This is a genomic window from Mycolicibacterium iranicum (assembly GCF_002101705.1).
GTDB lineage: Bacteria > Actinomycetota > Actinomycetes > Mycobacteriales > Mycobacteriaceae > Mycobacterium > Mycobacterium iranicum.
Genome location: NZ_LQPC01000082.1, coordinates 13,852 through 35,281 on the forward strand (window position 1 = coordinate 13,852; position 21,430 = coordinate 35,281).

Annotated in this window: 20 protein-coding genes, 1 pseudogene and 1 riboswitch; of the genes and pseudogenes, 13 read left to right on the forward strand and 8 right to left on the reverse strand. The window is 67.2% G+C overall.

Features of this window, described 5'->3' with window-relative positions:
• The first annotated feature begins 207 nt into the window (after nt 1–207).
• From AWC12_RS30325 to AWC12_RS30335, 3 genes are read left to right on the forward strand one after another with little or no spacing between them, the layout of a single operon-like run.
• On the forward strand, nt 208–1,074 hold the full coding sequence (locus AWC12_RS30325) for an SDR family NAD(P)-dependent oxidoreductase (protein WP_085178506.1): 867 nt from the start codon (nt 208–210) through the stop codon (nt 1,072–1,074).
• 13 nt (nt 1,075–1,087) lie between these two features.
• Complete coding sequence (locus AWC12_RS30330) at nt 1,088–2,158, forward strand: NAD(P)H-dependent amine dehydrogenase family protein (protein ID WP_085178508.1); 1,071 nt, start codon at nt 1,088–1,090, stop codon at nt 2,156–2,158.
• Between the two features lie 9 nt (nt 2,159–2,167).
• Nucleotides 2,168–2,779: a TetR/AcrR family transcriptional regulator gene (locus AWC12_RS30335; RefSeq protein ID WP_024445513.1), complete on the forward strand. Its 612-nt coding sequence runs from the start codon at nt 2,168–2,170 to the stop codon at nt 2,777–2,779.
• Here AWC12_RS30335 and AWC12_RS30340 read toward each other — a convergent pair.
• From AWC12_RS30340 to glnX, 3 genes are read right to left on the reverse strand one after another with little or no spacing between them, the layout of a single operon-like run.
• Complete coding sequence (locus tag AWC12_RS30340; protein WP_085178510.1) at nt 2,769–5,087, reverse strand: serine/threonine-protein kinase PknG; 2,319 nt, start codon at nt 5,085–5,087, stop codon at nt 2,769–2,771. The two genes, AWC12_RS30335 and AWC12_RS30340, sit on opposite strands and share 11 nt — an antisense overlap.
• Nucleotides 5,087–6,082, reverse strand: a complete 996-nt coding sequence (locus AWC12_RS30345) for a glutamate ABC transporter substrate-binding protein (RefSeq protein WP_085178537.1) — start codon at nt 6,080–6,082, stop codon at nt 5,087–5,089. Before AWC12_RS30345 ends, AWC12_RS30340 begins: the two co-directional genes overlap by 1 nt.
• Before the next feature lie 32 nt (nt 6,083–6,114).
• Complete coding sequence (glnX, locus tag AWC12_RS30350; protein WP_024445510.1) at nt 6,115–7,434, reverse strand: protein kinase G-activating protein GlnX; 1,320 nt, start codon at nt 7,432–7,434, stop codon at nt 6,115–6,117.
• A 136-nt stretch (nt 7,435–7,570) separates the two neighbouring features.
• On the opposite strand from glnX, the gene AWC12_RS30355 reads away from it, so the two are divergent.
• Complete coding sequence (locus tag AWC12_RS30355) at nt 7,571–8,062, forward strand: NUDIX hydrolase (protein ID WP_024445509.1); 492 nt, start codon at nt 7,571–7,573, stop codon at nt 8,060–8,062.
• Here AWC12_RS30355 and thiE read toward each other — a convergent pair.
• Entirely contained in the window at nt 8,046–8,693 is a 648-nt protein-coding gene (gene thiE, locus AWC12_RS30360) for a thiamine phosphate synthase (RefSeq protein WP_036464565.1), read from the reverse strand. The genes AWC12_RS30355 and thiE overlap by 17 nt on opposite strands.
• Nucleotides 8,694–8,728: 35 nt before the next feature.
• Nucleotides 8,729–8,837: riboswitch (TPP riboswitch) on the forward strand.
• Here thiE and thiO point away from each other — a divergent pair.
• From thiO to AWC12_RS30405, 9 genes and pseudogenes are all read left to right on the forward strand, one after another.
• Nucleotides 8,830–9,846 (forward strand): glycine oxidase ThiO, encoded by a 1,017-nt coding sequence (gene thiO, locus AWC12_RS30365; protein WP_081659959.1) that lies wholly within the window; start codon nt 8,830–8,832, stop codon nt 9,844–9,846. (Overlaps the previous riboswitch by 8 nt.)
• Nucleotides 9,843–10,040 carry a sulfur carrier protein ThiS gene (thiS, locus tag AWC12_RS30370; protein ID WP_085178512.1) on the forward strand — a complete coding sequence of 66 codons (198 nt, stop codon included), beginning with the start codon at nt 9,843–9,845 and terminating at the stop codon, nt 10,038–10,040. Before thiO ends, thiS begins: the two co-directional genes overlap by 4 nt.
• Nucleotides 10,041–10,047: 7 nt before the next feature.
• Nucleotides 10,048–10,815: a thiazole synthase gene (gene thiG, locus AWC12_RS30375; RefSeq protein ID WP_110808791.1), complete on the forward strand. Its 768-nt coding sequence runs from the start codon at nt 10,048–10,050 to the stop codon at nt 10,813–10,815.
• 4 nt (nt 10,816–10,819) lie between these two features.
• Nucleotides 10,820–11,578: an SGNH/GDSL hydrolase family protein gene (locus AWC12_RS30380; protein WP_085178517.1), complete on the forward strand. Its 759-nt coding sequence runs from the start codon at nt 10,820–10,822 to the stop codon at nt 11,576–11,578.
• Nucleotides 11,575–12,492, forward strand: a complete 918-nt coding sequence (locus tag AWC12_RS30385) for an ABC transporter ATP-binding protein (RefSeq protein ID WP_085178519.1) — start codon at nt 11,575–11,577, stop codon at nt 12,490–12,492. Before AWC12_RS30380 ends, AWC12_RS30385 begins: the two co-directional genes overlap by 4 nt.
• A complete protein-coding gene (locus tag AWC12_RS30390) occupies nt 12,489–13,238 on the forward strand; it encodes an ABC transporter permease (protein ID WP_085178521.1) in 750 nt (249 codons plus the stop codon). Before AWC12_RS30385 ends, AWC12_RS30390 begins: the two co-directional genes overlap by 4 nt.
• Nucleotides 13,239–13,248: 10 nt before the next feature.
• Nucleotides 13,249–14,160 (forward strand): annotated as a pseudogene (locus AWC12_RS30395) (alpha/beta fold hydrolase).
• A 1-nt stretch (nt 14,161) separates the two neighbouring features.
• Entirely contained in the window at nt 14,162–15,667 is a 1,506-nt protein-coding gene (locus AWC12_RS30400; RefSeq protein ID WP_085178522.1) for a M28 family metallopeptidase, read from the forward strand.
• A complete protein-coding gene (locus AWC12_RS30405) occupies nt 15,664–17,130 on the forward strand; it encodes a M28 family metallopeptidase (protein WP_085178524.1) in 1,467 nt (488 codons plus the stop codon). Before AWC12_RS30400 ends, AWC12_RS30405 begins: the two co-directional genes overlap by 4 nt.
• Here the strand turns inward: AWC12_RS30405 and AWC12_RS30410 are convergent.
• From AWC12_RS30410 to AWC12_RS30425, 4 genes are read right to left on the reverse strand one after another with little or no spacing between them, the layout of a single operon-like run.
• The gene (locus AWC12_RS30410; protein WP_110808790.1) at nt 17,084–18,361 is read right to left on the reverse strand and encodes a uracil-xanthine permease family protein; all 1,278 of its coding nucleotides are present in this window, start codon (nt 18,359–18,361) and stop codon (nt 17,084–17,086) included. The two genes, AWC12_RS30405 and AWC12_RS30410, sit on opposite strands and share 47 nt — an antisense overlap.
• Before the next feature lie 7 nt (nt 18,362–18,368).
• Nucleotides 18,369–19,595, reverse strand: a complete 1,227-nt coding sequence (locus AWC12_RS30415) for an APC family permease (RefSeq protein ID WP_085178538.1) — start codon at nt 19,593–19,595, stop codon at nt 18,369–18,371.
• 36 nt (nt 19,596–19,631) lie between these two features.
• Nucleotides 19,632–19,898, reverse strand: a complete 267-nt coding sequence (locus AWC12_RS30420; RefSeq protein ID WP_024445497.1) for a DoxX-related protein — start codon at nt 19,896–19,898, stop codon at nt 19,632–19,634.
• A gap of 9 nt (nt 19,899–19,907) precedes the next feature.
• Entirely contained in the window at nt 19,908–21,395 is a 1,488-nt protein-coding gene (locus AWC12_RS30425) for a flavin-containing monooxygenase (RefSeq protein ID WP_085178527.1), read from the reverse strand.
• Nucleotides 21,396–21,430 lie beyond the last annotated feature (35 nt).

Genomic DNA, 21,430 nt, shown 5'->3' on the forward strand with positions numbered 1-21,430 from the left:
ACTACGGAATCCGCGGTATGACCATACGTTGTCGAGAATCCCCTTCATGTGCTTTCACCTGGAGTTTTAAGGCCTTCTGGCATGAGGTGGTTCAACCACCCACGGGCCTTCGCAGCACCGCAGGGCGCTCAGCAACGGAATTCGTTGTTGCTGCCGAATGAAAAATTAAACCTGTAATGTTTTGCCTGACCAAGGAGAGGATCAGGCATGGCAGGTGTGCTCGACGGAAAGATCGCGATCGTCACCGGAACGAGCAGGGGGGTGGGCGTCGGCATCGCCCACGAACTCCTTCGCGCGGGGGCGTCTGTCATCGGCTGCTCGCGTTCGCCGCTGCCTGCCCTGCCCGGCACCGAGGAGCATCCGCAGTGGCAGCAGAGGTCCGCCCAGCTGGTGTGCGACCAGGGCGACTATCGCGCTATCGACGCGTTGGTCACGCGGGTGGCGGAAACGCATGGGCGAGTGGACATCCTGGTCAACAATGCCGGTGGAACGGTCCCGACACCGCGCGTTGAGGAGGTGCCTGCCCTGGTTTCCCGCATCCAGGGGGCGCCCGCATCCGACGACGACCTCGAGCGGACGATGTTGTTCCACGCCTTCGCTGTTCAGATGAACCTGATCAGCCCGATGTGGTTCGCGATCCGTGCCTACCGGCAGATGAAGATGCAGGACGGCATCGGTTGCATCATCAATGTCTCCAGCGGTGCGGGCCACCCTGCGGGCGCTCCGACGCTGGTGTCCTACGGGGCGGCCAAGGCCGGCCTGAACCATATGACCCGGTCGCTGGCCGAAGAATGGGGCCCGCGTGTTCGGGTCAACTGCGTTGCGCTCGGCCCCACGATCACCGAGAACTTCCGATCTTTCGTACTACCCAAAGACGACCCCACCGGCGCAACGTATTTCGACGCGATACCGCTCAAGCGCGGCGGGGAACCGGCCGAGGTGGGCCGCACCTGCGTTTTCCTGGCCTCGGGCGAGGCGGACTTCATCAACGGCACCACGATCGAGATCGACGGCGGCATGATGCCCGGCGTGCTCTACGAATCGGGCCTCAAGACCATCACCGATCTGCTGTGAGGACCAACCACTGATGCGCAAGGTCATCCAGTTCTCGACCGGAAACGTGGGAATTCACGCGCTGCGCACCATCATCGACCGCCCGGACCTCGAGCTCGTCGGCGTCCACGCGAACAGCCCGGACAAGATCGGCCGCGACGCCGCCGCACTCTGCGGGCTCACCGAGCCGGTCGGCATCACCGCGACCGACGACATTGACGCGCTAGTGGCACTGGACGCCGACTGCGTGGTGTACACGTCGCAGGCCGAGACCCGTCCGATGGAAGCGCTTGACGAGATCAGCCGGTTCCTGCGAGCCGGGGTGAACGTGGTGGGCACGTCCTTCGTATGGATGGTGGCGCCGGAGCAGGCCGACGACTGGCTTCGCCGACCCCTTCAGGAGGCGTGCGCGCAGGGCAATTCGACGTTGTACATCAACGGCATCGACCCGGGGTTCTCCGGCGACACGCTGGTGTATGCCGCACTGAGCCTGGCCGCCAGGGCCACCGCGGTGACGGTGCAGGAAGTCTTCGACTACGGCACCTACGACGACGCGGAATTCACCGGCGCGACTTTCGGTTTCGGAACGAAGCCGGATCACACGCCGATACTCTTCAGCCCCGGCGTGCTCGCCTCGATGTGGGGCGCCCAGGTTCGCAGCCTCGCCTCCGATCTCGGCATCGAACTCGACGAGGTCAGGGAACGGCACGACAAATGGGTGACCCCGCAGAAAATCGACTGCACGATGATGCGCGTCGACCCCGGCCATGTCGCCGCGGTGAAATTCGCTGTGGAGGGATTGTCCGGTGGGCGCGTCGTCCTCACGATGGAACACGTGAACAGACTGACCCCCGTTGCTGCCCCGGACTGGCCCTTCCCGCCGGACGGTCATCCCGGCGTCCACCGGGTGATCGTCGACGGCAGTCCAGGCATCGAGATCAACACCCACGTCGGCACATCCGGCATCGACCACAACCAGGGCGGTGTCATCGCGACCGCCGCACGGGCCGTCAACGCCATCCACGCGGTCTGCGCAGCGAAGCCCGGCATCCTCGCCGCGAACGCCCTCCGCGGCTCGGACCAACTGCGTGGCGTGATGTGGTAGACGGGAGCTATGACCGCACCGCGCCGACCGCCCACCGGGGCCCAGCCCCGCGCGGAGCGCACCCGGACGGCCGTCATCGACGAGACGGTCCGCTGCATCCTCGACGACGGCTTCGCCCCGCCCAGCGTGCGGCGCATCACCGACCGCGCGGGAGTGACCTGGGGCGTGGTCCAGTACCACTTCGGTGACCTAGACGGCCTTCTCATGGCGGTCGTCGACACGGGTTTCGCCGAACTTCTGGCAACGTTGCAGGCGCTGGAATCCGAGATGGCTCGGCTCGACCGGCGCGAACGGGTGGCGTTCGTCGTCAACGCTGTCTGGCAAGCGTTTTCGAGCCCGACGTCCCGCGCCGCCATCGAGATCCTGATCTCGACCCGCGGTGCCCGAACGGAAGCGGTGAACGCCCACCTGGTTGACCTGATGGCTCAACTCACCGCGTTCGGTCGTCAACTCGGAGAAGGGCTGTCGGCTCCGCACGCCACCCGGGTTGGAACATTGATCTGGAATACCTTGCGCGGCATCGTCGCCGCGCAGATGATGTGGCACGAGCCGATGGACAGCTCGCGTGATCTGCAGACACTGATCGACGTGGTGAGCGCCTACATAGAACTCAGAACGTAGATATCGGACGCACGCTGTTGGCCAGATCCACCAGCGCATAGCGGTGCGCCTGGGTGGGCGCCACCCGCGCGAGACTGCGCAGCGACGCCTCAACGCCGAGCCGCAACCCGTGCTCGGTGAACGGGAATCCCAGGATGTGGTTCGTGCTGGCCGTGTTGTCGGCCAGCCAGTCCATCGCCGTGCCCAACACCAGGGCGCGAATCTGTAGCACCCGGGGTTCGGTGTCGGGCAGCGCCTCGACCCGGCGGGCGGCGTTGCGGATGTGCTGCTCGGTGATCTCGCTCGTCGACCGCCCCGACAGCAGTGTCACTGCGCTCGTCAATCGCGCCGTCGTGAAATGCCGTGAAGTGGCCGGTACTTCGTCGAGCGTGCGGACCGCGGCGTCGCGGTCGCCCTCAGCGGACTGTGTCCTGGCAAGGCCGAATCCAGCCGAGATCACGCCGTGGTCGGTAGACCACACCGTGTCGTAGAACTTGTGCCGGTCCGAGTTTCCTGCGAGTTCGGCGGTGGCCGCCAGCGCGATCTTGGGCGCCAACTCGCCGGGCAGCGTGTCTAGCACCTCGGTGAAATGCTTTGTGGCCGAATCATAGTCAGCAGTCAGCAGCTCCGACACGGCGCGGAACCATACCAGCCGCCAGCGCCAGCCGACCCGCTCGGCGAGGTCCTCCAGCTTGCGGGTGGCCTTGGCGACATCACCGAGATCCAGCAGCGCACGCACCTCCATCAACGGCAGCTCGACCGACTCGCTCAGGTCGATGCCGTCGGAGTCCAGTGCGCCGTGCCGGGCCGCGCGCAGCGAATCTAGCGTCTGCACAGGGTGACTCAGCAACGTCGCCGACAGCACGGTCGCCCCGACATCGGTCGGGTCCACCAGTGGAACCTGCAGCGCTTTGACGATCTCCTGGGCGGTCAGCTTCTCCGAGTGCACCTGGCCGTCGAGGTAGACGTCGGTGTGCGCGACAAGCAGGTCGACGCCGAACGTCGACCGCGACGGGCTGAACGTCGTGGACAGGCCCGGCCGCGGGACGCCGGTGTCCTTGGCGACCACCTCGCGCAGCACGCCCATCAGCTGGCTCGACATCTCCTCAGCGCTCTGGAACCGTCTGCGTGGATCGGGATCGATGGCGCGCCGCAGCAGTCTGGCGAACGAGTCGTGCTCGGCGAGCACCGGATTGTCTTCGGGAAGCCCGTCGACATAGCGGCCCCTCTTGGTGGGCAGTCGCATGGTCAGGGCAGCCAAGGTCCGCCCGACAGTGTAGATGTCGCTGGCCACCGTCGGTCCGGTGCGCACGATTTCCGGGGCCTGGTAACCGGGTGTCCCGTACAGATACCCGAACGAGTTGATCCGAGATACGGCACCGAGATCGATGATCTTGAGTTGGTCTTCGGTGACCATGATGTTCTCAGGCTTGAGGTCGTTGTAGGCCAGGCCCAGTGAGTGCAGATAGCCCATGGCGGGCAAGATCTCGAGCATGAAGCCGATGGCCTCCGCCGTCGGCAGGCGGATCTGCGAGTGGTGCTTGAGCAGCGTGGCCTGTTTCAGCGAGGTGCCGCCGACGTACTCCATCACGATGTAGCCAACAGGATTGCCGTGCTTGTCTTCGTGCTCGACGAAGTTGTAGATCTTGACGATGCCGGGGTGGGTCACCTCGGCCAGGAACTGTCGTTCGGCCATCGCGATGGCCTGTGCCTCGGCGTCGCCGGAGTGCACCAGACCCTTGAGGACGACGGGCCGATCGTTGACGTTCTTGTCGAAGGCCAGGTACACCCACCCGAGACCACCGTGAGCGATGCAGCCCTTGATCTCGTACTGGTCGGCGACAATGTCGCCGACATTGAGTTGCGGCAGAAAGGAGTACGCGCTGCCACAGTGCGGGCACCAGCCCTCAGACTGTCCCTTCTTCCTCACCGGGCCTTCATTGGAGGACCGTCCGACAGGTCTGCCGCAATTCCAGCAGAAACGCTTCGATTCGGCGACGACAGGGTCGGTCATCAACGCGGCCAACGGATCTCGCGCGGGCACCCGCGGAATCTCGACCAGTCCGCCCCCCAGCCTGCGTGTCGGGGACATGTGCCGGGTAATCGCCGTCGTATTGTCCTGCGGCTCGGTGTCACCGCTGTGCTGCAGCGCGTCGCTGTCCTCGTCGTCATCGAAGAAGTTGGGCCGGTACACCGCCTGGGTGGCCATCGGCCGCATCGTCGACATCGTGTCGTCGGAGAGCTCGGCAAGCTCCGCGTATCCCGCGGGCTGGGTTCCCGGACCCTCGTCCCGGTCGTTTTCCCGCTCGTTTGGCAAGGCTTCGGCCATCAGTCCGAATACCTCGCCGCAGGAGGAGCGGGCGCGGGACCCAACACCGTCAACCACTTGCGATACAGCGTGTTCCAGGTGCCGTCCTGCTTGATGCGCTGCAGGGTGCCGTTGACGAAGCGCACCAGACCGGTGTTCTGCTTGTTCACGCCGATGCCGTAGGGCTCCTCATTCATCGATGGGCCGACGATCTGCAGGTACGGGTCCTGTGACACCAGCCCGGCGAGAATCGAGTCGTCGGTGCTGACCGCATCGACCTGCCGCTGCTGCAGCGCGACAAGGCAATCCGCCCAGGTGACCACGCCGACGATCAGGGGCGGCGGAGTGATCTGCTGTATGCGATCCAGAGAGGTGGTGCCCTTGGCGACGCATACCCGTTTGCCTGAAAGGTCCGATGACTGCCTGATATTGGAGTCGCGCGGCGCCAGGATCCGCTGATTGGCAGTCAGGTACGCGGTCGAGAAATTCACCCGCTTCTTACGCTCGCACGTGATCGTCATCGTCTTGACGACGACGTCGACCTCGTTGTTCTCCAGCGCTTCGATGCGATCCGCCGAGGACAGGATCCGGTATTCCACCTGCGACGGCGTACCGAAGATATCGCGCGCGATCTCTCCGGCGATATCGACATCGAACCCCGTGATCTCACCGGTGATCGGATCGCGGAAGCTGAACAGGTTGCTGCCGATGTCGAGACCCACGATCAGCCTGCCGCGGGCCTTGATGTTGGCCACCGCGGCCTCTGCTTCGGCCTCGGTGTCGAACGGCCGCAGGCTGGCGCGGGGGTCGCAGTCGTCATCGGCCGCGGTGGGCGGGCGCGCCGACTCCGGCGGCAGCTCCTCCATCCCGGCCGGCGTCGGCGGCGCCAATGTGACGGTGGGATTGGGCACAGGTGGTGCCGACTCCGCGCAGCCGGTGAGCACCACACCCGCCGCGATCAACGCACCCCAAATCTTTCTCATCAGCGGTTGTTTCTTCTTCGCGCAAGCGCTCATCAGCGGCTGTTTCTTCTTCGCGCAAGCGCTCATCAGCGGTACTCGCTCAATCTCGGCCAGATTCCCAGCGCCACCGCGATCGCCGCCGCCACCGACAACGCCGCGGCGCCCACGGTCGCCCCGGAGAGCACCCGCCGGGCGTTGACGATCTCGTTGCGCAATTGGGTGCGGCTCTGTTCGATGCCCTTCGTCAGTGCCTCGTCGAGCTTGTCGAAGGCGGGAGTGGCGTCGTCCTCGCCGGTGCCCAACGCCACCTGCGTCGCGGCCTGATAGTTGCCGACCGCGATGTAGGCGGTGATCCGGTCATCGGCGGCGCGCCACCGGTCCAGCAGCTGCGCCGCGTTGGACAGGTCGGTCTTGTCGATGGAGTCGTCGCGTTCGACGTAGCGGGCGAGCTGCTGCTTCATCTCGTCGATGCGCTGGTAGTAGGACTGCTTACGCACATCCTCGTCGCCGCGCCGGATCAGGGACAGTGTCTCGTCGGCCCGGGCCTGCTGCGCGGTGATGGCCAGCGTCGTCACCGTCTTGAGTGATTCGGCGGCCGTCTCCTTGGCGCTGCGGCTGTCGGTCGTCGAGATGATCAGCGCGGTACCGACCCACATCAGCATGATCAGTACCGCGAGGCCGCCCGCCACGAAGCCGATGTTGACGCGCCGCCGCGTCCGCTTGGCCAGCCATCGATTGGCGAACACCCCGAACAGCAGCGTCGCGGTGACCACCAGGATCACCGGCGTCGGGATCCTGGTCGAGGCGGTCGTCTCGGCGTCGACGCGCGCCGACGTCTCCTCATAGAGCCGCTGAGCGTCGGGCAGGATCTGTTGCTGCATCAGCGCGGAGGCTTCCGACAAATACGACGAACCGACCGGATTGCCTGCCCGGTTGTTCGTCCTCGCGGTCTCGACCAGCCCGGTGTAGACGGCCAGGCGCGCGTTGATCCGGCCGAGCAGCTGAACCAGGGGCTCCTCGGTCAGGCCGCTGGAGGCTCTGGTCACGGCGACCGACGCGTCGGTGATGGCCTGTTCGTAGCGCTGCCGCACGGCCCGCGGCTCCGCGCCGGCGATGAACGCGGTGGCCGCGGCGGCGTCGGCCACCGACAACGTCGTGTACAGCTGGCCCGCGGCGAACGCCAGCGGCTCGGTGTGATTGAGGACGGTGGTCAGCGCCTGCTGACGGTCGTTGATCGTCGTCGAAGTGGCGAATGCGCTGGCGATCACGAGCGCGGCAAGCACCATGCCGATGCTCAGGATGCGGCCGGGGGTAGTCCAGAGGAACCACCAGCGCGGATGCGACGGGGTTGTCGGTGATCGCGACGCGAGCGGTTCGGTCGACGGGTGCGCCAACTCCACAGTCACGTCTGCGCGGACCTCATCCTGGTCTCGATCTTTCCGACGGTCGTCTCGAACTCTATAAAAGAATTCTAAGAGCAACCGGAGCGACGCGTGTGAATTCAGGTGCCACGAATTCGCGGCGGTTTCGTATCCTGAACGCGTGCGTGGCGACGGTGACGGCTGGGTTGTATCGGCGACCGGCGCCGCGTTCTGGGGCAGGCATGGTGCGGCGGGCCTTTTGTTGCGGGCTCCCGGCCCCGACGGATCTGCAGCTGTACTTCTTCAACACCGCGCCCCGTGGAGCCATCAGGGCGGAACGTGGGGTTTGCCTGGCGGTGCTCGCGACAGTCACGAGACCGCTGAGCAGGCGGCCGTGCGCGAGGCCCACGAGGAGGCAGGCCTGCCGCCGGATCAACTCACCGTGCGGACCACCGTCGTCACGGCAGAGAACTCCGGCTGGACGTACACGACCGTGATCGCCGACGCCGAGGAACAACTCGACACGGTGCCCAACCGGGAAAGCGCCGAGCTGCGCTGGGTCGCTGAGGACGAGGTGGCCGACCTGCCGCTGCACCCCGGATTCGCCGCGAGCTGGGACCGGCTGCGCGAGGTCACCGCCTCGCTGCCCTTGAAGGTCAATCCGCAGACCTGAGCATTCCTGCCAGCTGCTCGGCTGCGGCCTTCGGATCCTCCGCCGCCGTGATGGCGCGCACCACCACGACTCGGCGGGCGCCGGCCTCGATCACCTCGGTCAGCCGTTCGGCGTCGATGCCGCCGATCGCGAACCATGGCTTGTCGGTGTGCAGCGCTGCGGTCTTGCGAACCAGGTCGAGGCCGGGCGCGGGCCTTCCCGGTTTCGTCGGTGTCGGCCAGCAGGGGCCGACGCAGAAGTAGTCGACGTCCTCGGCGACCGCCGCCTCGACCTGCGCGAGGTCGTGCGTGGAGCGCCCGATCACGAGGCGACCCACGATGTCACGGGCAACGGTGAGCGGCAGGTCGTCCTGACCCAGGTGCAGCACGTCCGCGGCCGCCGCCAACGCGATATCCGCACGGTCGTTGACCGCCACCAATGCGCCGTGCCGGTGAGCCGCGTCGGACAGGACCTCCAGCGCCTCCAACTCCTGGCGGGCTTCCAGCGGGCCGAACTGCTTCTCCCCGGGCGACCCCTTGTCGCGCAGCTGGATGATGTCGACGCCGCCTGCCAGCGCGGCGTCGACGAACTCGGCCAGGTCTCCGCGTTCCCGGCGGGCGTCGGTGCACAGGTACAGACGGGGTGCAAACACACTCGAACGCTAGCGTTGCCGCCACGTAGGCTGGTAGCCGACCACACGGGAGTCCCGGGCACGGGGACTGAGAGTGAGCCGCCGGCTCTTACCGTCACACCTGATCCGGATCATGCCGGCGAAGGGAGCGACACAAATGCCCAGACTGGCCGTGATCGGCGGTGGCGTCATCGGGCTGGCCGTGGCCCGCCGCGCCGCCCACGACGGCTGGCAGGTGCGTGTGCACCGCACGGGTGAACCCGGCGCGTCCTGGGTCGCCGGCGGCATGCTGGCACCGCACAGCGAAGGCTGGCCGGGCGAGGAGCAGCTGCTCAAGATCGGTCTCGAGTCGCTGACGCTGTGGCACGAGGTGTTTCTCGCGAGCTTGCCACCCGAGGTCGTCACCGCCCGCGAGTCCCTCGTCGTCGCCGTCGATGCGGCCGACGCCGCCGATCTGAGGACCGTCGGTGCCTGGCTGTCGGCCCAGGGGCACCCGGTGACGATGACGACCGCTGCGCGCGATGTGGAACCGCTTCTGGCCCAAGGTATCCGGCACGGATTCCGGGCTGAGACCGAGCTTGCCGTCGACAATCGCGCCGTGGTCGAGGCGCTGGCTTCACAGTGCGAAAGCCTCGGTGTTGAGTGGGCACCGCCGGTCGGCTCGCTGGCCGACACCGCCGACTCCGACACCGTCGTGCTGGCCAACGGCATCGATGCGCCGTCGCTGTGGCCCGGGCTACCGGTGCGTCCGGTGAAAGGTGAGGTGCTGCGGTTGCGGTGGCGACGCGGATGCCTGCCGATTCCGCAGCGTGTGGTCCGCGCCCGGGTGCGCGGGCGGCAGGTGTACGTCGTGCCGCGCGCCGATGGCGTGGTGGTCGGGGCGACGCAGTACGAACACGGCCGCGACACCTCACCAACCGTCAGCGGCGTGCGGGACCTGCTCGACGATGCCTGCACAGTGATGCCGGCCCTCGGCGAGTACGAGTTCGCCGAGGCCGCGGCGGGTTTGCGGCCCATGACACCCGACAACCTTCCGCTCGTCGGGCGACTCGACGAGCGCACACTGGTGGCCGTTGGCCACGGCCGGTCGGGTTTCCTGCTCGCGCCGTGGACCGTGGAGACGATCGCGGCCGAACTGCAGGCAGCGATGAGGGAGGTGACGGTCGCCGAATGAACGTCATAGTGAACGACGAAGCAGTCGAAGTGGACGACCGGACGACAGTGTCCGGGCTTCTCGACCACCTCGGCATCCCCGAGAATGGAATCGCGGTCGCGGTGGACTGGTCGGTGATACCCCGTTCACAGTGGGACACCGTGTTGACGGACGGAGCGAAGATCGAAGTGGTGACGGCGGTGCAGGGTGGCTGATTTCTCGGTGCCTGATTTTTCGGCGGGCAAGCTGAGCATCGCGGGACGGGAGTTCGGGTCGCGGCTGATTCTCGGCACCGGCGGCGCCGCCAACCTCGCGGTGCTGGAGTCCGCACTCGTGGCCTCCGAGACCGAGCTGACGACCGTGGCGATGCGGCGCGTCGACGCCGACGGCGGCACGGGCGTACTGGATCTGCTCACCCGCCTCGGCATCACCCCGCTGCCCAACACCGCGGGATGCCGTGGCGCGGCGGAGGCGGTCATGACCGCCCAGCTGGCCCGCGAGGCGCTTCAGACGAACTGGGTGAAGCTCGAAGTCATCGCCGACGAGCGGACCCTGCTGCCAGACGCCGTCGAATTGATCAGGGCCGCAGAACAACTCGTCGACGACGGGTTCGTGGTGCTGCCGTACACCAACGACGACCCGGTGCTGGCGCGGCGCCTGGAGGCGACGGGCTGCGCTGCCGTGATGCCCCTCGGATCGCCGATCGGCACCGGTCTTGGCATCGCCAACCCGCACAACATCGAGATGATCGTCGATCAGGCGGGGGTGCCGGTGATCCTCGACGCCGGCATCGGCACCGCCAGCGATGCGGCACTGGCCATGGAACTGGGGTGCGACGCCGTGCTGCTCGCCACCGCGGTCACCCGCGCCTCGGATCCCCCCGCGATGGCCGCGGCGATGTCGGCCGCGGTCAGGGCCGGCTACCTGGCGCGGCGGGCCGGCCGTATCCCGAAGAGGTTCTGGGCTCAGGCGAGCAGCCCGGCGCTGTGACCCGATGACGAGGTATGTGGCGCTGGGCAGTTCGATGGCGGCCGGGCCGGGCATCACGCCGCGGGTACCGGGATCGCCTCGCGCGGCGGGACGGTCCGCACGTAACTATCCGCACCTCGTAGCGCGCACGCTCGGCCTCGATCTGGTCGACGTCACCTATTCGGGTGCGACCACCGCGCACGTGCTGTCCGAAGCTCAGCGGGGCGCGCCGCCACAGATCGATGCACTCGACGGCACCGAGACGCTGGTGACGGTGACGATCGGCGGTAACGACGCGGGCTACGTCCCGATGTTGTTTGCCGCCGGGCTGCCCCGCGTGCTGCGCTCGGCCCCCTTGCTGGGCGGCAGGATTCGAGAGCTTCTCGATCCGTCCGCCCGCTATGTCGCACTCGCGGAGGCGGGCAGCGCCCTGATCGACGTCGGCCGCGAGATCCGGCTCCGCGCACCGCGGGCCACCGTGCTGTTCGTCGACTACCTGACGCTGCTGCCGGCCACCGGTTCCGCGCCGCCGCTGCGCGAGCCTGAGCTCACCCTCGGCAGGCACATGGCCACGACGCTGCAGCAGCTGACCGCGGACGCGGCGCGAGTCAGCGGCTGCGGCCTGGTGGAAGCCGCCGCGGCCAGCAGCGATCACCACGCCTGGTCGGCCTCACCCTGGACCACCAAGTTCGGATTCCCGCTTCCGCGGCGTCCCGCGCCCCTGCATCCCAACGCCGAGGGGATGCGCGCCGTCGCCGACCTCGTTGTGGCAGCGGCGACATGATCGAACTGGAATCTCTCACAAAGGTTTTCCGGGCGACCAACGGACCGCACCGCGCTGTCGACGGATTGACCTGCACCATCGAGCCCGGTGTCGTGACGGGATTCCTCGGCCCCAACGGGGCGGGCAAGACCACCACGATGCGGATGATCCTCGGCTTGGACCGCCCCACCTCGGGCACCGCGACCATCGGCGGCAAGACCTATCGGCAGCTGACCGATCCGCTGCGCGCGGTCGGTGGGCTTCTGGACGCCAGGCAGGTCCATCCGAACCGTGCCGTGCGCGACCATCTGCGCTGGATCGCCGCGACCAACCGCATCGACAAGGGCAGGGTCGACGACGTCCTCGACATGGTCGGGCTTGCCGCGGTCGCCGGCTCCCGCGCCGGCACCCTGTCGCTGGGTATGAGCCAGCGCCTCGGTATCGCGGCGGCACTGATCGGCGATCCTCCGGTGCTGCTGTTCGACGAACCGGTCAACGGCCTCGACCCCGAGGGCATCCACTGGGTGCGGACGCTGATGCGCACCCTCGCGGCGGAGGGCCGCACCGTGCTGGTGTCCAGCCACCTGCTCTCGGCGATGGCCAACACCGCCGACCGTCTGGTGGTCATCGGCAAGGGCAGGCTGATCGCGGCGACGTCGGTGGCGGAGTTCGTCAGCCGCTCCGGCGGTGCCGTCGTGCGGGTGCGCAGCCCGCAGCTACGTGAACTTTCCGTTGCGCTGACCGCGGCCGGTCTCACCGTGCATGAGGACGACTCGGGCCTGACAGTCAGCGACACCACGACGGAGGCGGTCGGCGAACTCGCCGCCCGGAACTCGATCGCGCTGCACGAGCTCAGTGCGCAGCAGGTGTCCCTTGAGCAGGCTTACCTGGCGTCCACCGACGACGCCACGGAGTATCGGGGGAGGTCCCGGTGATCGGCCCCGTCGTGAATGCCGAGCGCATCAAGCTGACCACGCTGCGGTCCCCGTTGTGGTCGGCGGGAGCCGCGGTGCTGCTCAGCTTCGGTCTGGCGGCCCTACAGGCGTCGGTCGCCTACGGCTACGAGCGCATGACCGTCGCCTCGGCCTGCCTCGGCGTCGCCGTCTTCGGGGTCCCGGTATTGATGATCGTCGCCGCGATGACCGTGACGAGCGAGTACCGCAGCGGGCTGATTGCGACCACCTTCATGGCCACCCCGCACCGGACGTCGGTGATATGTGCCAAAGCGCTTGTGACCGCGTTGTTCTCGGCATTCTCGGCCGTGGTGATGGTGTTCGGCTCTGTCATGGTGGCCCGGCTGGTCGCCGAGCCCGGTGTTGCCGACGGCATGACGGTGGCCGCGACGGTGAGCTTTTCGGCCGGATTGGCGTTGTATGCGGCGCTGGCGGCCGTCCTCGGCGTCGGAGTCGCGGTGCTGCTGCGGCACACCGCGGGTGCGGTGACGGTTCTGCTGCTGTGGCCGCTGCTCGTCGAGCCGTTGCTGGGCAACCTCCCGGGCCGCGGCTGGGAGATCGGCCCGTACCTGCCGTTCGCCAACGTCTTCCGGTTTCTCGAGGTCCAGTGGCTGTTCCCTGAATATGCGATGCACTGGGGTGCATGGGGTTCGCTCGGCTACTTCACCGGTATCGTCGGTGCGATCTTCGTCGCGGCACTCGTCACGGTGAACCGCCGCGACGCTTAGCATGGCTGCGATGACCGATCCACACGTGCTGACGCTGCGCGCGCCCCACCTCGACGTCGCCGCACTGTCGTGGGGTCCTCCCGACGGCCGACTTGCGCTGTGCCTGCACGGTTTCCCCGACAGTGCGTGAGGATGGCGCAAACTGGCGCCGCTGCTGGCCGACAAGGGTTTTCGTGTCGTCGCGCCGTTCGCGCGGGGATATGCGCCCACCGGGCCCGCCGCCGACGGTGACTACCACATCGGCGCACTCATGTACGACGCGCTGGCGGTGTACGAGGAGCTCGGGTCGCCCCCGGACGCTGTACTGATCGGTCACGATTGGGGCGCTTTCACGTCGAATGCCATCGCCGCGTTTCCGGATACCCCGTTCGCCGAACATATTTCGATCGCGGTGCCGCCGGTGGGGGCGATAAACCGCAGCCGCGGATCGATCGCGCGCCAGCTCCGGATGATGCCGCGTCAGTTGCGTAACAGCTGGTACATCCTGTTCTTTCAGCTGCCCGGGTTGCCCGAACGGCTGCTGTCCCGGGTGATCCCGCGGCTGTGGCGTGACTGGGGACCGGCCGGCTATGACACCGCCACCGAACTCGACGACGCGCTGGCCGCGCTGCCGAGCCCGGCCCACCGGCGGGCCGCCGTCGGCTACTACCGCGCCATGGTCCGGCCGTCGCGACCCGCCGATCGGTATGCCGAACTGCAGAAGTGGTGCTTCGAGTTGCCGCAGCTACCCATTCTGCATCTGCAAGGGGAACAGGACGGCGCGATGCAGGCCGGCTATTGCGAGTCGATGCTGTCGGTCCTCCCGCCGGGCAGCCGAGTGGTCATGATTCCCGCGGCCGGGCATTTCCTCCAGATCGAGCGACCGCAGGTCACCGCCGAGGCCATCCTCGACTACCTCGGTGACCGTCAGGGGCCGCGCTAACGTGGTGGTCGTGACCCGCAGAAAACTCGTGACCGTGCTGGCTGTCGTTGCGCTGACGGTCGGCGGCTGTGGGCGCGAACCCAGCCCGGCGCCGCAACCTGCGCCTGACCCGACTGCTGCCGAGTTCGCCGACGAGTTGTCGCAGTCGGTCACCGTCGAGGCGATGATGGCGCACCTGACGAAGTTGCAAGAGATCGCCGATGCCCATGGCGGCAACCGGGCCCTCGGTCAGCCCGGCTACGACGCCAGTGTCGACTATGTGGCCAATGCTCTGCGGGACAAGGGTTTCGACGTTGACACACCCGAGTTCGAGGTCAAGATCCCGTGGTCCGACGAACCCTCGCTGACCGTCGCGGGCAGCAAGGTCGAGGCCAAACCGATGGAGTACACCATCGGTACCCCCGAGGGCGGTACGTCCGGCCCGATCGTCGTCGCCCGATCCGAGGACACCCCCGGATGCACCGCAAGCGACTATGACGGCTTACCCGTCGACGGTGCGATCGTGCTCGTCGACCGCGGTTCATGCCCGTTCGGCGGGAAGCAGGCGGTGGCCGCCCAACGCGGCGCGGTCGCGCTGATCGTGGCCAACAACGAGGACGGTGAGGAGATCCCCGGCGGCACCCTCGGTGAAACCACCGATGTGAAGATCCCCGTCATCAGCGTCACGAAGGCCGCAGGTGAGCAACTGCGCCGAGAGCCGGGCGCACGCGCGGAGATCAATCTCAACGCGGGTGTCCGGATCGAGCGGACCCGCAACGTCATCGCGCAGACCAAGACGGGATCGACCGCCGATGTGGTCATGGTCGGGGCGCATTTGGACAGCGTTCCGGAGGGGCCGGGCATCAACGACAACGGTTCCGGAGTGGCCGCGGTCCTGGAAACTGCACTGCAACTGGGGAGCTCGCCGCAGGTGAACAATGCGGTCCGCTTCGGTTTCTGGGGCGCCGAAGAAACTGGGCTGCTGGGTTCGAACGACTACCTGGGGTCGCTGGACATCGAGGCGCTGCGAGACATCGCGCTCTATCTCAACTTCGACATGGTGGGTTCGCCGAACCCGGGATACTTCACCTACGACGGCGACCAGTCGGCCACGCCCGACCCCCGCCGGGGTGTGCCGCGGGTTCCTGAGGGCTCGGCCGGCATCGAACGCACCCTGACCGCCTACCTCGACCGTGCCGGAAAGCCCGGTGAGGACACCTCGTTCGACGGCAGATCGGACTACGACGGCTTCACGAGAGCGGGTATTCCTGCGGGAGGCCTGTTCTCGGGAGCCGAGGAGAAGATGTCGGCCGAGCAGGCCGAACTCTGGGGCGGACAGGCCGACGAGTCGTTCGACCCGAACTATCACAAGGCATCCGACACTCTCGAGCACATCGACGAGACGGCCATGCGGATCCACGGCAGCGGGGTCGCCTACGCGGTGGCGTTGTACGCACAGGATCAGCGCGGCCGCAACGGGATCCCGCTGCGCGAGGACCGCACCCGCCACCAGTTGACCACGCCATGATGGCTCGCCGGCTGACTACAGCGCTCGTCGCGATGAGCGCACTCGTCGCCTCCTGCTCGTCGCCGAGCGCACCGCCGCCCGAGGCACGGTGGGGTCCCGACCTTGCCGAGAAGGTGACCATCGACAGTGTCTACGGCCACCTCCTCAAGCTGCAGGACATCGCTGACGCCAACGACGGAAACCGGGCCGACGGGTCACCCGGCTATCAGGCAAGCGTGGATTACGTCGCACAGCTGTTGCGCGACAAGGGTTTCGAGGTCGAAACGCCGGAGTTCGAACGGTTGTCCGGTTCCCGGGGCGGTAGGCCGGTGCTGACCGTGGCCGGCCGCAACTTCCGCGTCGAGCAGGCTTCGCTGATGATCACCACGCCCCCCGGTGGGCTGAAGGCGATCACGTTGCGCCCCCGCCGGCCTGCAGGATGCACGGCCGCCGACTACGGCAACGTCTCGGTGGCTGAAGCGATCGCGGTGGTCGACGACACTGGCTGCTCGATCGTCGACAAGCAGAATGTCGCCCTGCGTGAGGGCGCCGTGGGGATGCTGGTGGTCAGCCAAGCCACGCCGTCGCGGCCCGTGGGTGCTCCGCCCACCCTGTTCACCCCGGGGTATTACAGCGATCTGACGGTGCCGGTCGGCATCATCGACCCGAGCGCCGACGCTGCGCTGCGTCGTACCGATTCCGAGGTGACGCTGGTCCTGGACAACGAACCCGTCATGACGACATCGAGAAACGTGATCGCGCAGACCAAGACCGGCGACACGAAAAACGTCGTGATGGTGGGCGCACATCTCGACAGCGTGCAGTCGGGAGCCGGCATCAACGACAACGGATCTGGCGTGGCCGCCGTGCTCGAGACGGCACTGCAACTCGGCGGCGACCCGGGGACGGCCAACGCAGTGCGCTTCGCATTCTGGGGAGCCGAGGAAGTCTCGATGGACGGCTCCAAGAAGTACCTCAGCTCCCTGAGCAAGGACCAGCTCGACGACATCGCGCTGTACCTCAACTTCGACATGCTTGGCTCGCCCAACGCGGGCTACTTCACCGACGACGGCGACCAGTCCACCCAGACGGGCGATTTCGCGCCTACGCCCGAAGGCAGCGCCGGCATCGAGCGCACCCTGGCCGGACGGCTCCTGCTGACAGGGGTGCGCCCGGCGGACATCCCGCTGCAGCGGGTTACCGACTACGCGCCCTTCCTGGCCGCGGGCATTCCCGTCGGCGGCCTCACCACCGGCTCGTCACAGATCAAAACCCCTGTGCAAGCGCGACTCTGGGGTGGTCGCGACGGGGTGGCGTTCGACCCGAACTACCACACGCGGCTCGACAACATCGACAACATCGACCGGGACGCGCTGGCGGTCATGGCGTCGGCGGTCGCCTACGGTGTCGGCACCTACGCGCAGTCGATCGAGGGGGTCAATGGGGTGCCTGCACGGGATCAGCGCGACCGGCGCCCGTCCTGAAGCCCAGCAGCCGCATGCCGTGATAGATGACCAGCGCGGCGATCGAGCCCAACGCGATGCCGGTGAACGTGAGACTGCCTGCACTCCATGTGAAGTCGGCGATACCGATGATCAGAGGAATCGCGGCGGTCATCTGGTTGATCGGTAGGGAGAAATCGACGTGGTTGGTCAGCCAGATCCGCACGCCGAGGATGCCGACCAGGCCGTAGAGCACGACGGTCGCACCGCCGAGCACCCCGCCGGGGATCGCGGCGATGGCCGCACCCACCTTGGGGCACAACGACAACGCGAGTGCCACGCCGGCGGCAATCCAGTACGGCGCCGTGGAGTACACGCGCGTCGCGGCCATCACGCCGATGTTCTCGGCGTACGTCGTCGTCGCCGAACCGCCGCCGATTCCTGCCAGCGTCGTCGCGACGCCGTCGGCGGCCAGCGCGCGACCCATCAGGGGATCCACGTCGGTGCGGGTCATCTGGCCGACAGACTTGACGTGCCCGATGTTCTCGGCGATCAGCGCGATCACGGCGGGCAGGAACAGCGGCAGCACCGACAGCGAGAACGTCGGGGTCTGGAACTGCGGCAGTCCGATCCACGGTGCCGCAGCGATGCCCGAGGTGTCGACATCCCCGAGGAACAGCGCCAGCACATAACCTGCGACCACGGCGATGAAGATCGCGAGCCTGCCGATCATCCCGCGGAAGAACGCGAGCACGCCGACCAACAGGACCAGCGTGACGATGCCGAGCAGCGGACCGGTCTCGAAATTCTGCTTGGCGACCGGCGCGAGGTTGAACCCGATGAGCGCGACGATCGCGCCCGTCACCACCGGCGGCAGCGTGACGTCGATCCAGTGGGTGCCGACGACATGCACGACGCCGCCGACGATGATCAGCAGAACGCCGACCGCCACGACACCGCCCAGGGCACTGCCGGTGCCCTGCGCCGCGATCGCCGCGGTGATCGGCGCGATCACCGAGAAGCTCGAACCCAGATAGCTGGGTAGCCGGTTGCCGGTGATCAGCAGGAACAGGATGGTGCCGATGCCGGAGAACAGCAGCGTGGTAGCCGGCGGGAAGCCAGTCAGCACAGGCACCAGGAACGTCGCGCCGAACATCGCCACGACATGCTGGGCGCCCAGCCCCAGTGTGCGCGGCCAGCTCAGCCGCTCGTCGGGTGCGACGACGAAGCCCGGCTCCGCTTTCGATTCGACCAACTTCCAGGTGAACACCATTGCCCGACTACACACCATGACGGTGACGGCCGCTAGTCAAGTAGGCCATCATCCCGATCAGCACGACGGCGGCCCCGGCGAGGACCGAGGTCAGTGGCAGCGTGAAAGCCATTGTGAGACAGCCGATCAGACCTATCACGGGAACGACACGCGCACCCAGCGACGCGGTCAACGTCCAGGCAGACGCGTTGGCGATCGCGTAGTAGAGCAGCACCCCGAACGACGAGAACCCGATCGCGGCGCGCACGTCGACCAGCGCGGCGACGACAGCCACCACGGCACCGACGGCCAGCTCGGCATGGTGCGGGGTGCCGTGCCGGGGATGGACGGCGGCCAGCGCGTGGGGCAGGTAGTGGTCGCGCGCCATCGCCAGCGTCGTGCGCGACACTCCGAGCAGCAGCGCCAACAGCGCGCCCATTGCGGCGACGGCGGCACCGACGCTCACGACCGGGCTCAACTCAGGGAATCCGGCTGCCCGCACGGCCTCCGACAGTGGTGCGGCGGCCGAACCCAGGCCGGCGCTGCCCAGCTGTGCGAGCACTGCGACAGCGACCACGGCGTATACCACCAGGGCGATGGTCAGCGCCAGGCCGACTGCGCGCGGGATCGTCCTTGCGGGATCGCGGACTTCTTCGCCGAGCGTCGCGATGCGCGCGTATCCGGCGAACGCGAAGAACAGCAGGCCGGCGGCCTGCAGGACGCCGTAGGCGCTGACGTCGTCGCCGAGGGCCAGTCGGGACGTGTCGGCGCTGCCGAAACCCAGGATCACGACCACGACGGTGGCGAGCAGCGCGAGTACCAGCGCCACGATGATGCGGGTCAGCGTCGCCGATCGCTGGATCCCGGCGTAACCGACGGCCGTCAACGCGACCACGCTGGCGACGGCCACCGCGTTGGCGTATGCCGGCCACACGTAGGACCCCACGGTCAGCGCCATCGCGGCACACGACGCGGTCTTGCCGACGATGAAACTCCATCCGGCGGTATGACCCCAGAACGGGCTGAGCCGCTCACGGCCGTAGACGTAGGTCCCGCCCGATTGCGGATACAGCGCCGCGAGCCGGGCAGAGGACATCGCGTTGCACACCGCGACGACCGCGGCGCCGGCCAAGCCGATGAGCATCCCGGTACCCGCAGCAGCCGCGGCGGGAGCCATCGCGACGAAGATGCCGGCCCCGATCATGGAGCCCAGGCCGAGGGTGACGGTGTCGAAGAGGCCGAGGCGACGACGCAGGACCGGCTCGTCGGGCGAGCTCACGGCGCCGGGTCGCTACCGATTACGGGCGACGTTGACTGCCATGTAGAGCCCATACGCCACGAGCCCGCCGAGGGCGAGCTTGCGCGTCTTCGGCGACGCGATGCCGAGACCGACGGCGGTCTCGATGGCGCCGTCGATGTAGATGTGCTGCCGGGTGTTCGTCGGGAAGGCGGACTTCGTCAGTCCCTCGTACACCTGCGGGACGACGAAGTGGGAGAGGCCGGTTCCGGCCAGCGCTAGACCGGCGACCGTGGCGGCACGCGAATTTTCTTTGGGCACAGGCGGATACTAGACGATCGAGTAGTCGGAGATCGGAAAGTCCTCCGCTTCGCGGATCGCGTCCTTCGTCGACATCGGGCGCAGCAGCGTCGGTTCGCCGGCCGGGTTGTAGTAGTAGGAGCGAGCCGTGGCGCAGCTGCCGTTGATGAACAGGGAGTCACCGAGAAGCTCGGTCATTCGGTCCAGGTAGCGGGTGTTGGCGTCCTCGGTGATCTCGAAAGTCGTTGCGCCGCGCCGCTTCACTTCACCGAAGAGGCGGTCCATGTGCCGCATCTGGTACTCCATCGTGTTGAAGAAGTTCAACCCGAGGAACGCGTAGGGGCTGGCCAGAGACAGATAGTTGGGGAAGTAGGGCATCGAGACGCCCTGATAGGCCTGGAATCTGGTCTCGCGCCACCACTTGCCGAGGTTGCGGCCTTCGCGTCCGATGACCTCGATGGCCGGGAAGTTGGCCTCCCACAAGTCGAATCCGGTCGCCAGTACCAGAGTGTCGATCGTGGTCTTGGTGCCGTCCTTGTTCACGATGCCGTCGGACTCTATGCGTGCGATGCCGTTGTCCTGCAGGTGAACATGAGGTTTCGTGAAGGTGCGGTAGTAGCTGTTGGAGAACGTCGGACGCTTGCAACCGAAGTCGTAATCCGGCGTCAGCTTGGCCCGCAGCTCTTTGTCGCGGATGGTCGCGAACCGGAACATCTTGGCCAGATCGCCGGCCGCGATGTTGAACCGACCGCGGGTCTGCCGGTTGTGCAGTACCGCCACCGACACCATGAGCTCGTAGATCGTGTCGGTGATGGCGCGGATGACGCGCTGCGTCAACGGGATGCGGGCGAAGAGACGCTTGGCGCGCTCGGAGAACCGGATGTCGACCTTGGGTACCACCCAGATCGGTGTGCGCTGGTAGACCGTCAGATCAGCGGCCTTCTTGGCCAGCTCAGGGATCAACTGCACGGCGGTGGCGCCGGTGCCGATGATGCCGACCTTCTCGCCGGTCGGATCGTAGGAGTTATCCCATGCGGTGGTGTGGATGACCCGGCCCTCGAACTCGGTGATGCCCGGGATGTCGGGCATGTGCGGCTGCGAGAGGAAGCCGGTGGCGGTGAGCAGGTACCGGGCGGCGATCGTCGTGCCGTCGGCGAGGCTCACCCGCCACAGCTTGGCGTCCTCGTCCCAGCGTGCGCCCTCGACCGTCACGCTGAACCGGATGTGGCGGCGCACGTCGTACTTGTCCGCGACGTCGTCGGCGTACTGCTTGATCTCGCTGCCGGTGGAGAAGAGCCGCGACCAGTTGGGGTTCGGCTCGAAGAAGTAGGAGTACGTGGTCGTGGGGACGTCGACGGCGAGCCCCGGGTAGTGATTGACGTACCAGGTGCCGCCCAGGTCGTCCTCGCGGTCGAGGATCACGAAGTTCTCGATGCCCATCCGCTTGAGCTGGATGGCAGCGCCGATTCCGGCGAACCCGGCTCCCACGATGACCGCGTCGAATTGCTCCGAAGTCATGCGAGAACGGTACCCGAGGTACCGCTATCGACGAA

Coding starts and splice junctions, on each gene's coding strand:
- AWC12_RS30380 (WP_085178517.1), top strand. CDS start 10,820: ATGACGAGGTATGTGGCGCTGGGCAGTTCGATGGCGGCCGGGCCGGGC.
- AWC12_RS30425 (WP_085178527.1), bottom strand. CDS start 21,395: ATGACTTCGGAGCAATTCGACGCGGTCATCGTGGGAGCCGGGTTCGCC.
- AWC12_RS30405 (WP_085178524.1), top strand. CDS start 15,664: ATGATGGCTCGCCGGCTGACTACAGCGCTCGTCGCGATGAGCGCACTC.
- AWC12_RS30335 (WP_024445513.1), top strand. CDS start 2,168: ATGACCGCACCGCGCCGACCGCCCACCGGGGCCCAGCCCCGCGCGGAG.
- thiO (WP_081659959.1), top strand. CDS start 8,830: ATGCCCAGACTGGCCGTGATCGGCGGTGGCGTCATCGGGCTGGCCGTG.
- AWC12_RS30325 (WP_085178506.1), top strand. CDS start 208: ATGGCAGGTGTGCTCGACGGAAAGATCGCGATCGTCACCGGAACGAGC.
- thiS (WP_085178512.1), top strand. CDS start 9,843: ATGAACGTCATAGTGAACGACGAAGCAGTCGAAGTGGACGACCGGACG.
- AWC12_RS30330 (WP_085178508.1), top strand. CDS start 1,088: ATGCGCAAGGTCATCCAGTTCTCGACCGGAAACGTGGGAATTCACGCG.
- AWC12_RS30410 (WP_110808790.1), bottom strand. CDS start 18,361: ATGGTGTTCACCTGGAAGTTGGTCGAATCGAAAGCGGAGCCGGGCTTC.
- AWC12_RS30385 (WP_085178519.1), top strand. CDS start 11,575: ATGATCGAACTGGAATCTCTCACAAAGGTTTTCCGGGCGACCAACGGA.
- AWC12_RS30340 (WP_085178510.1), bottom strand. CDS start 5,087: ATGGCCGAAGCCTTGCCAAACGAGCGGGAAAACGACCGGGACGAGGGT.
- AWC12_RS30345 (WP_085178537.1), bottom strand. CDS start 6,082: ATGAGCGCTTGCGCGAAGAAGAAACAACCGCTGATGAGAAAGATTTGG.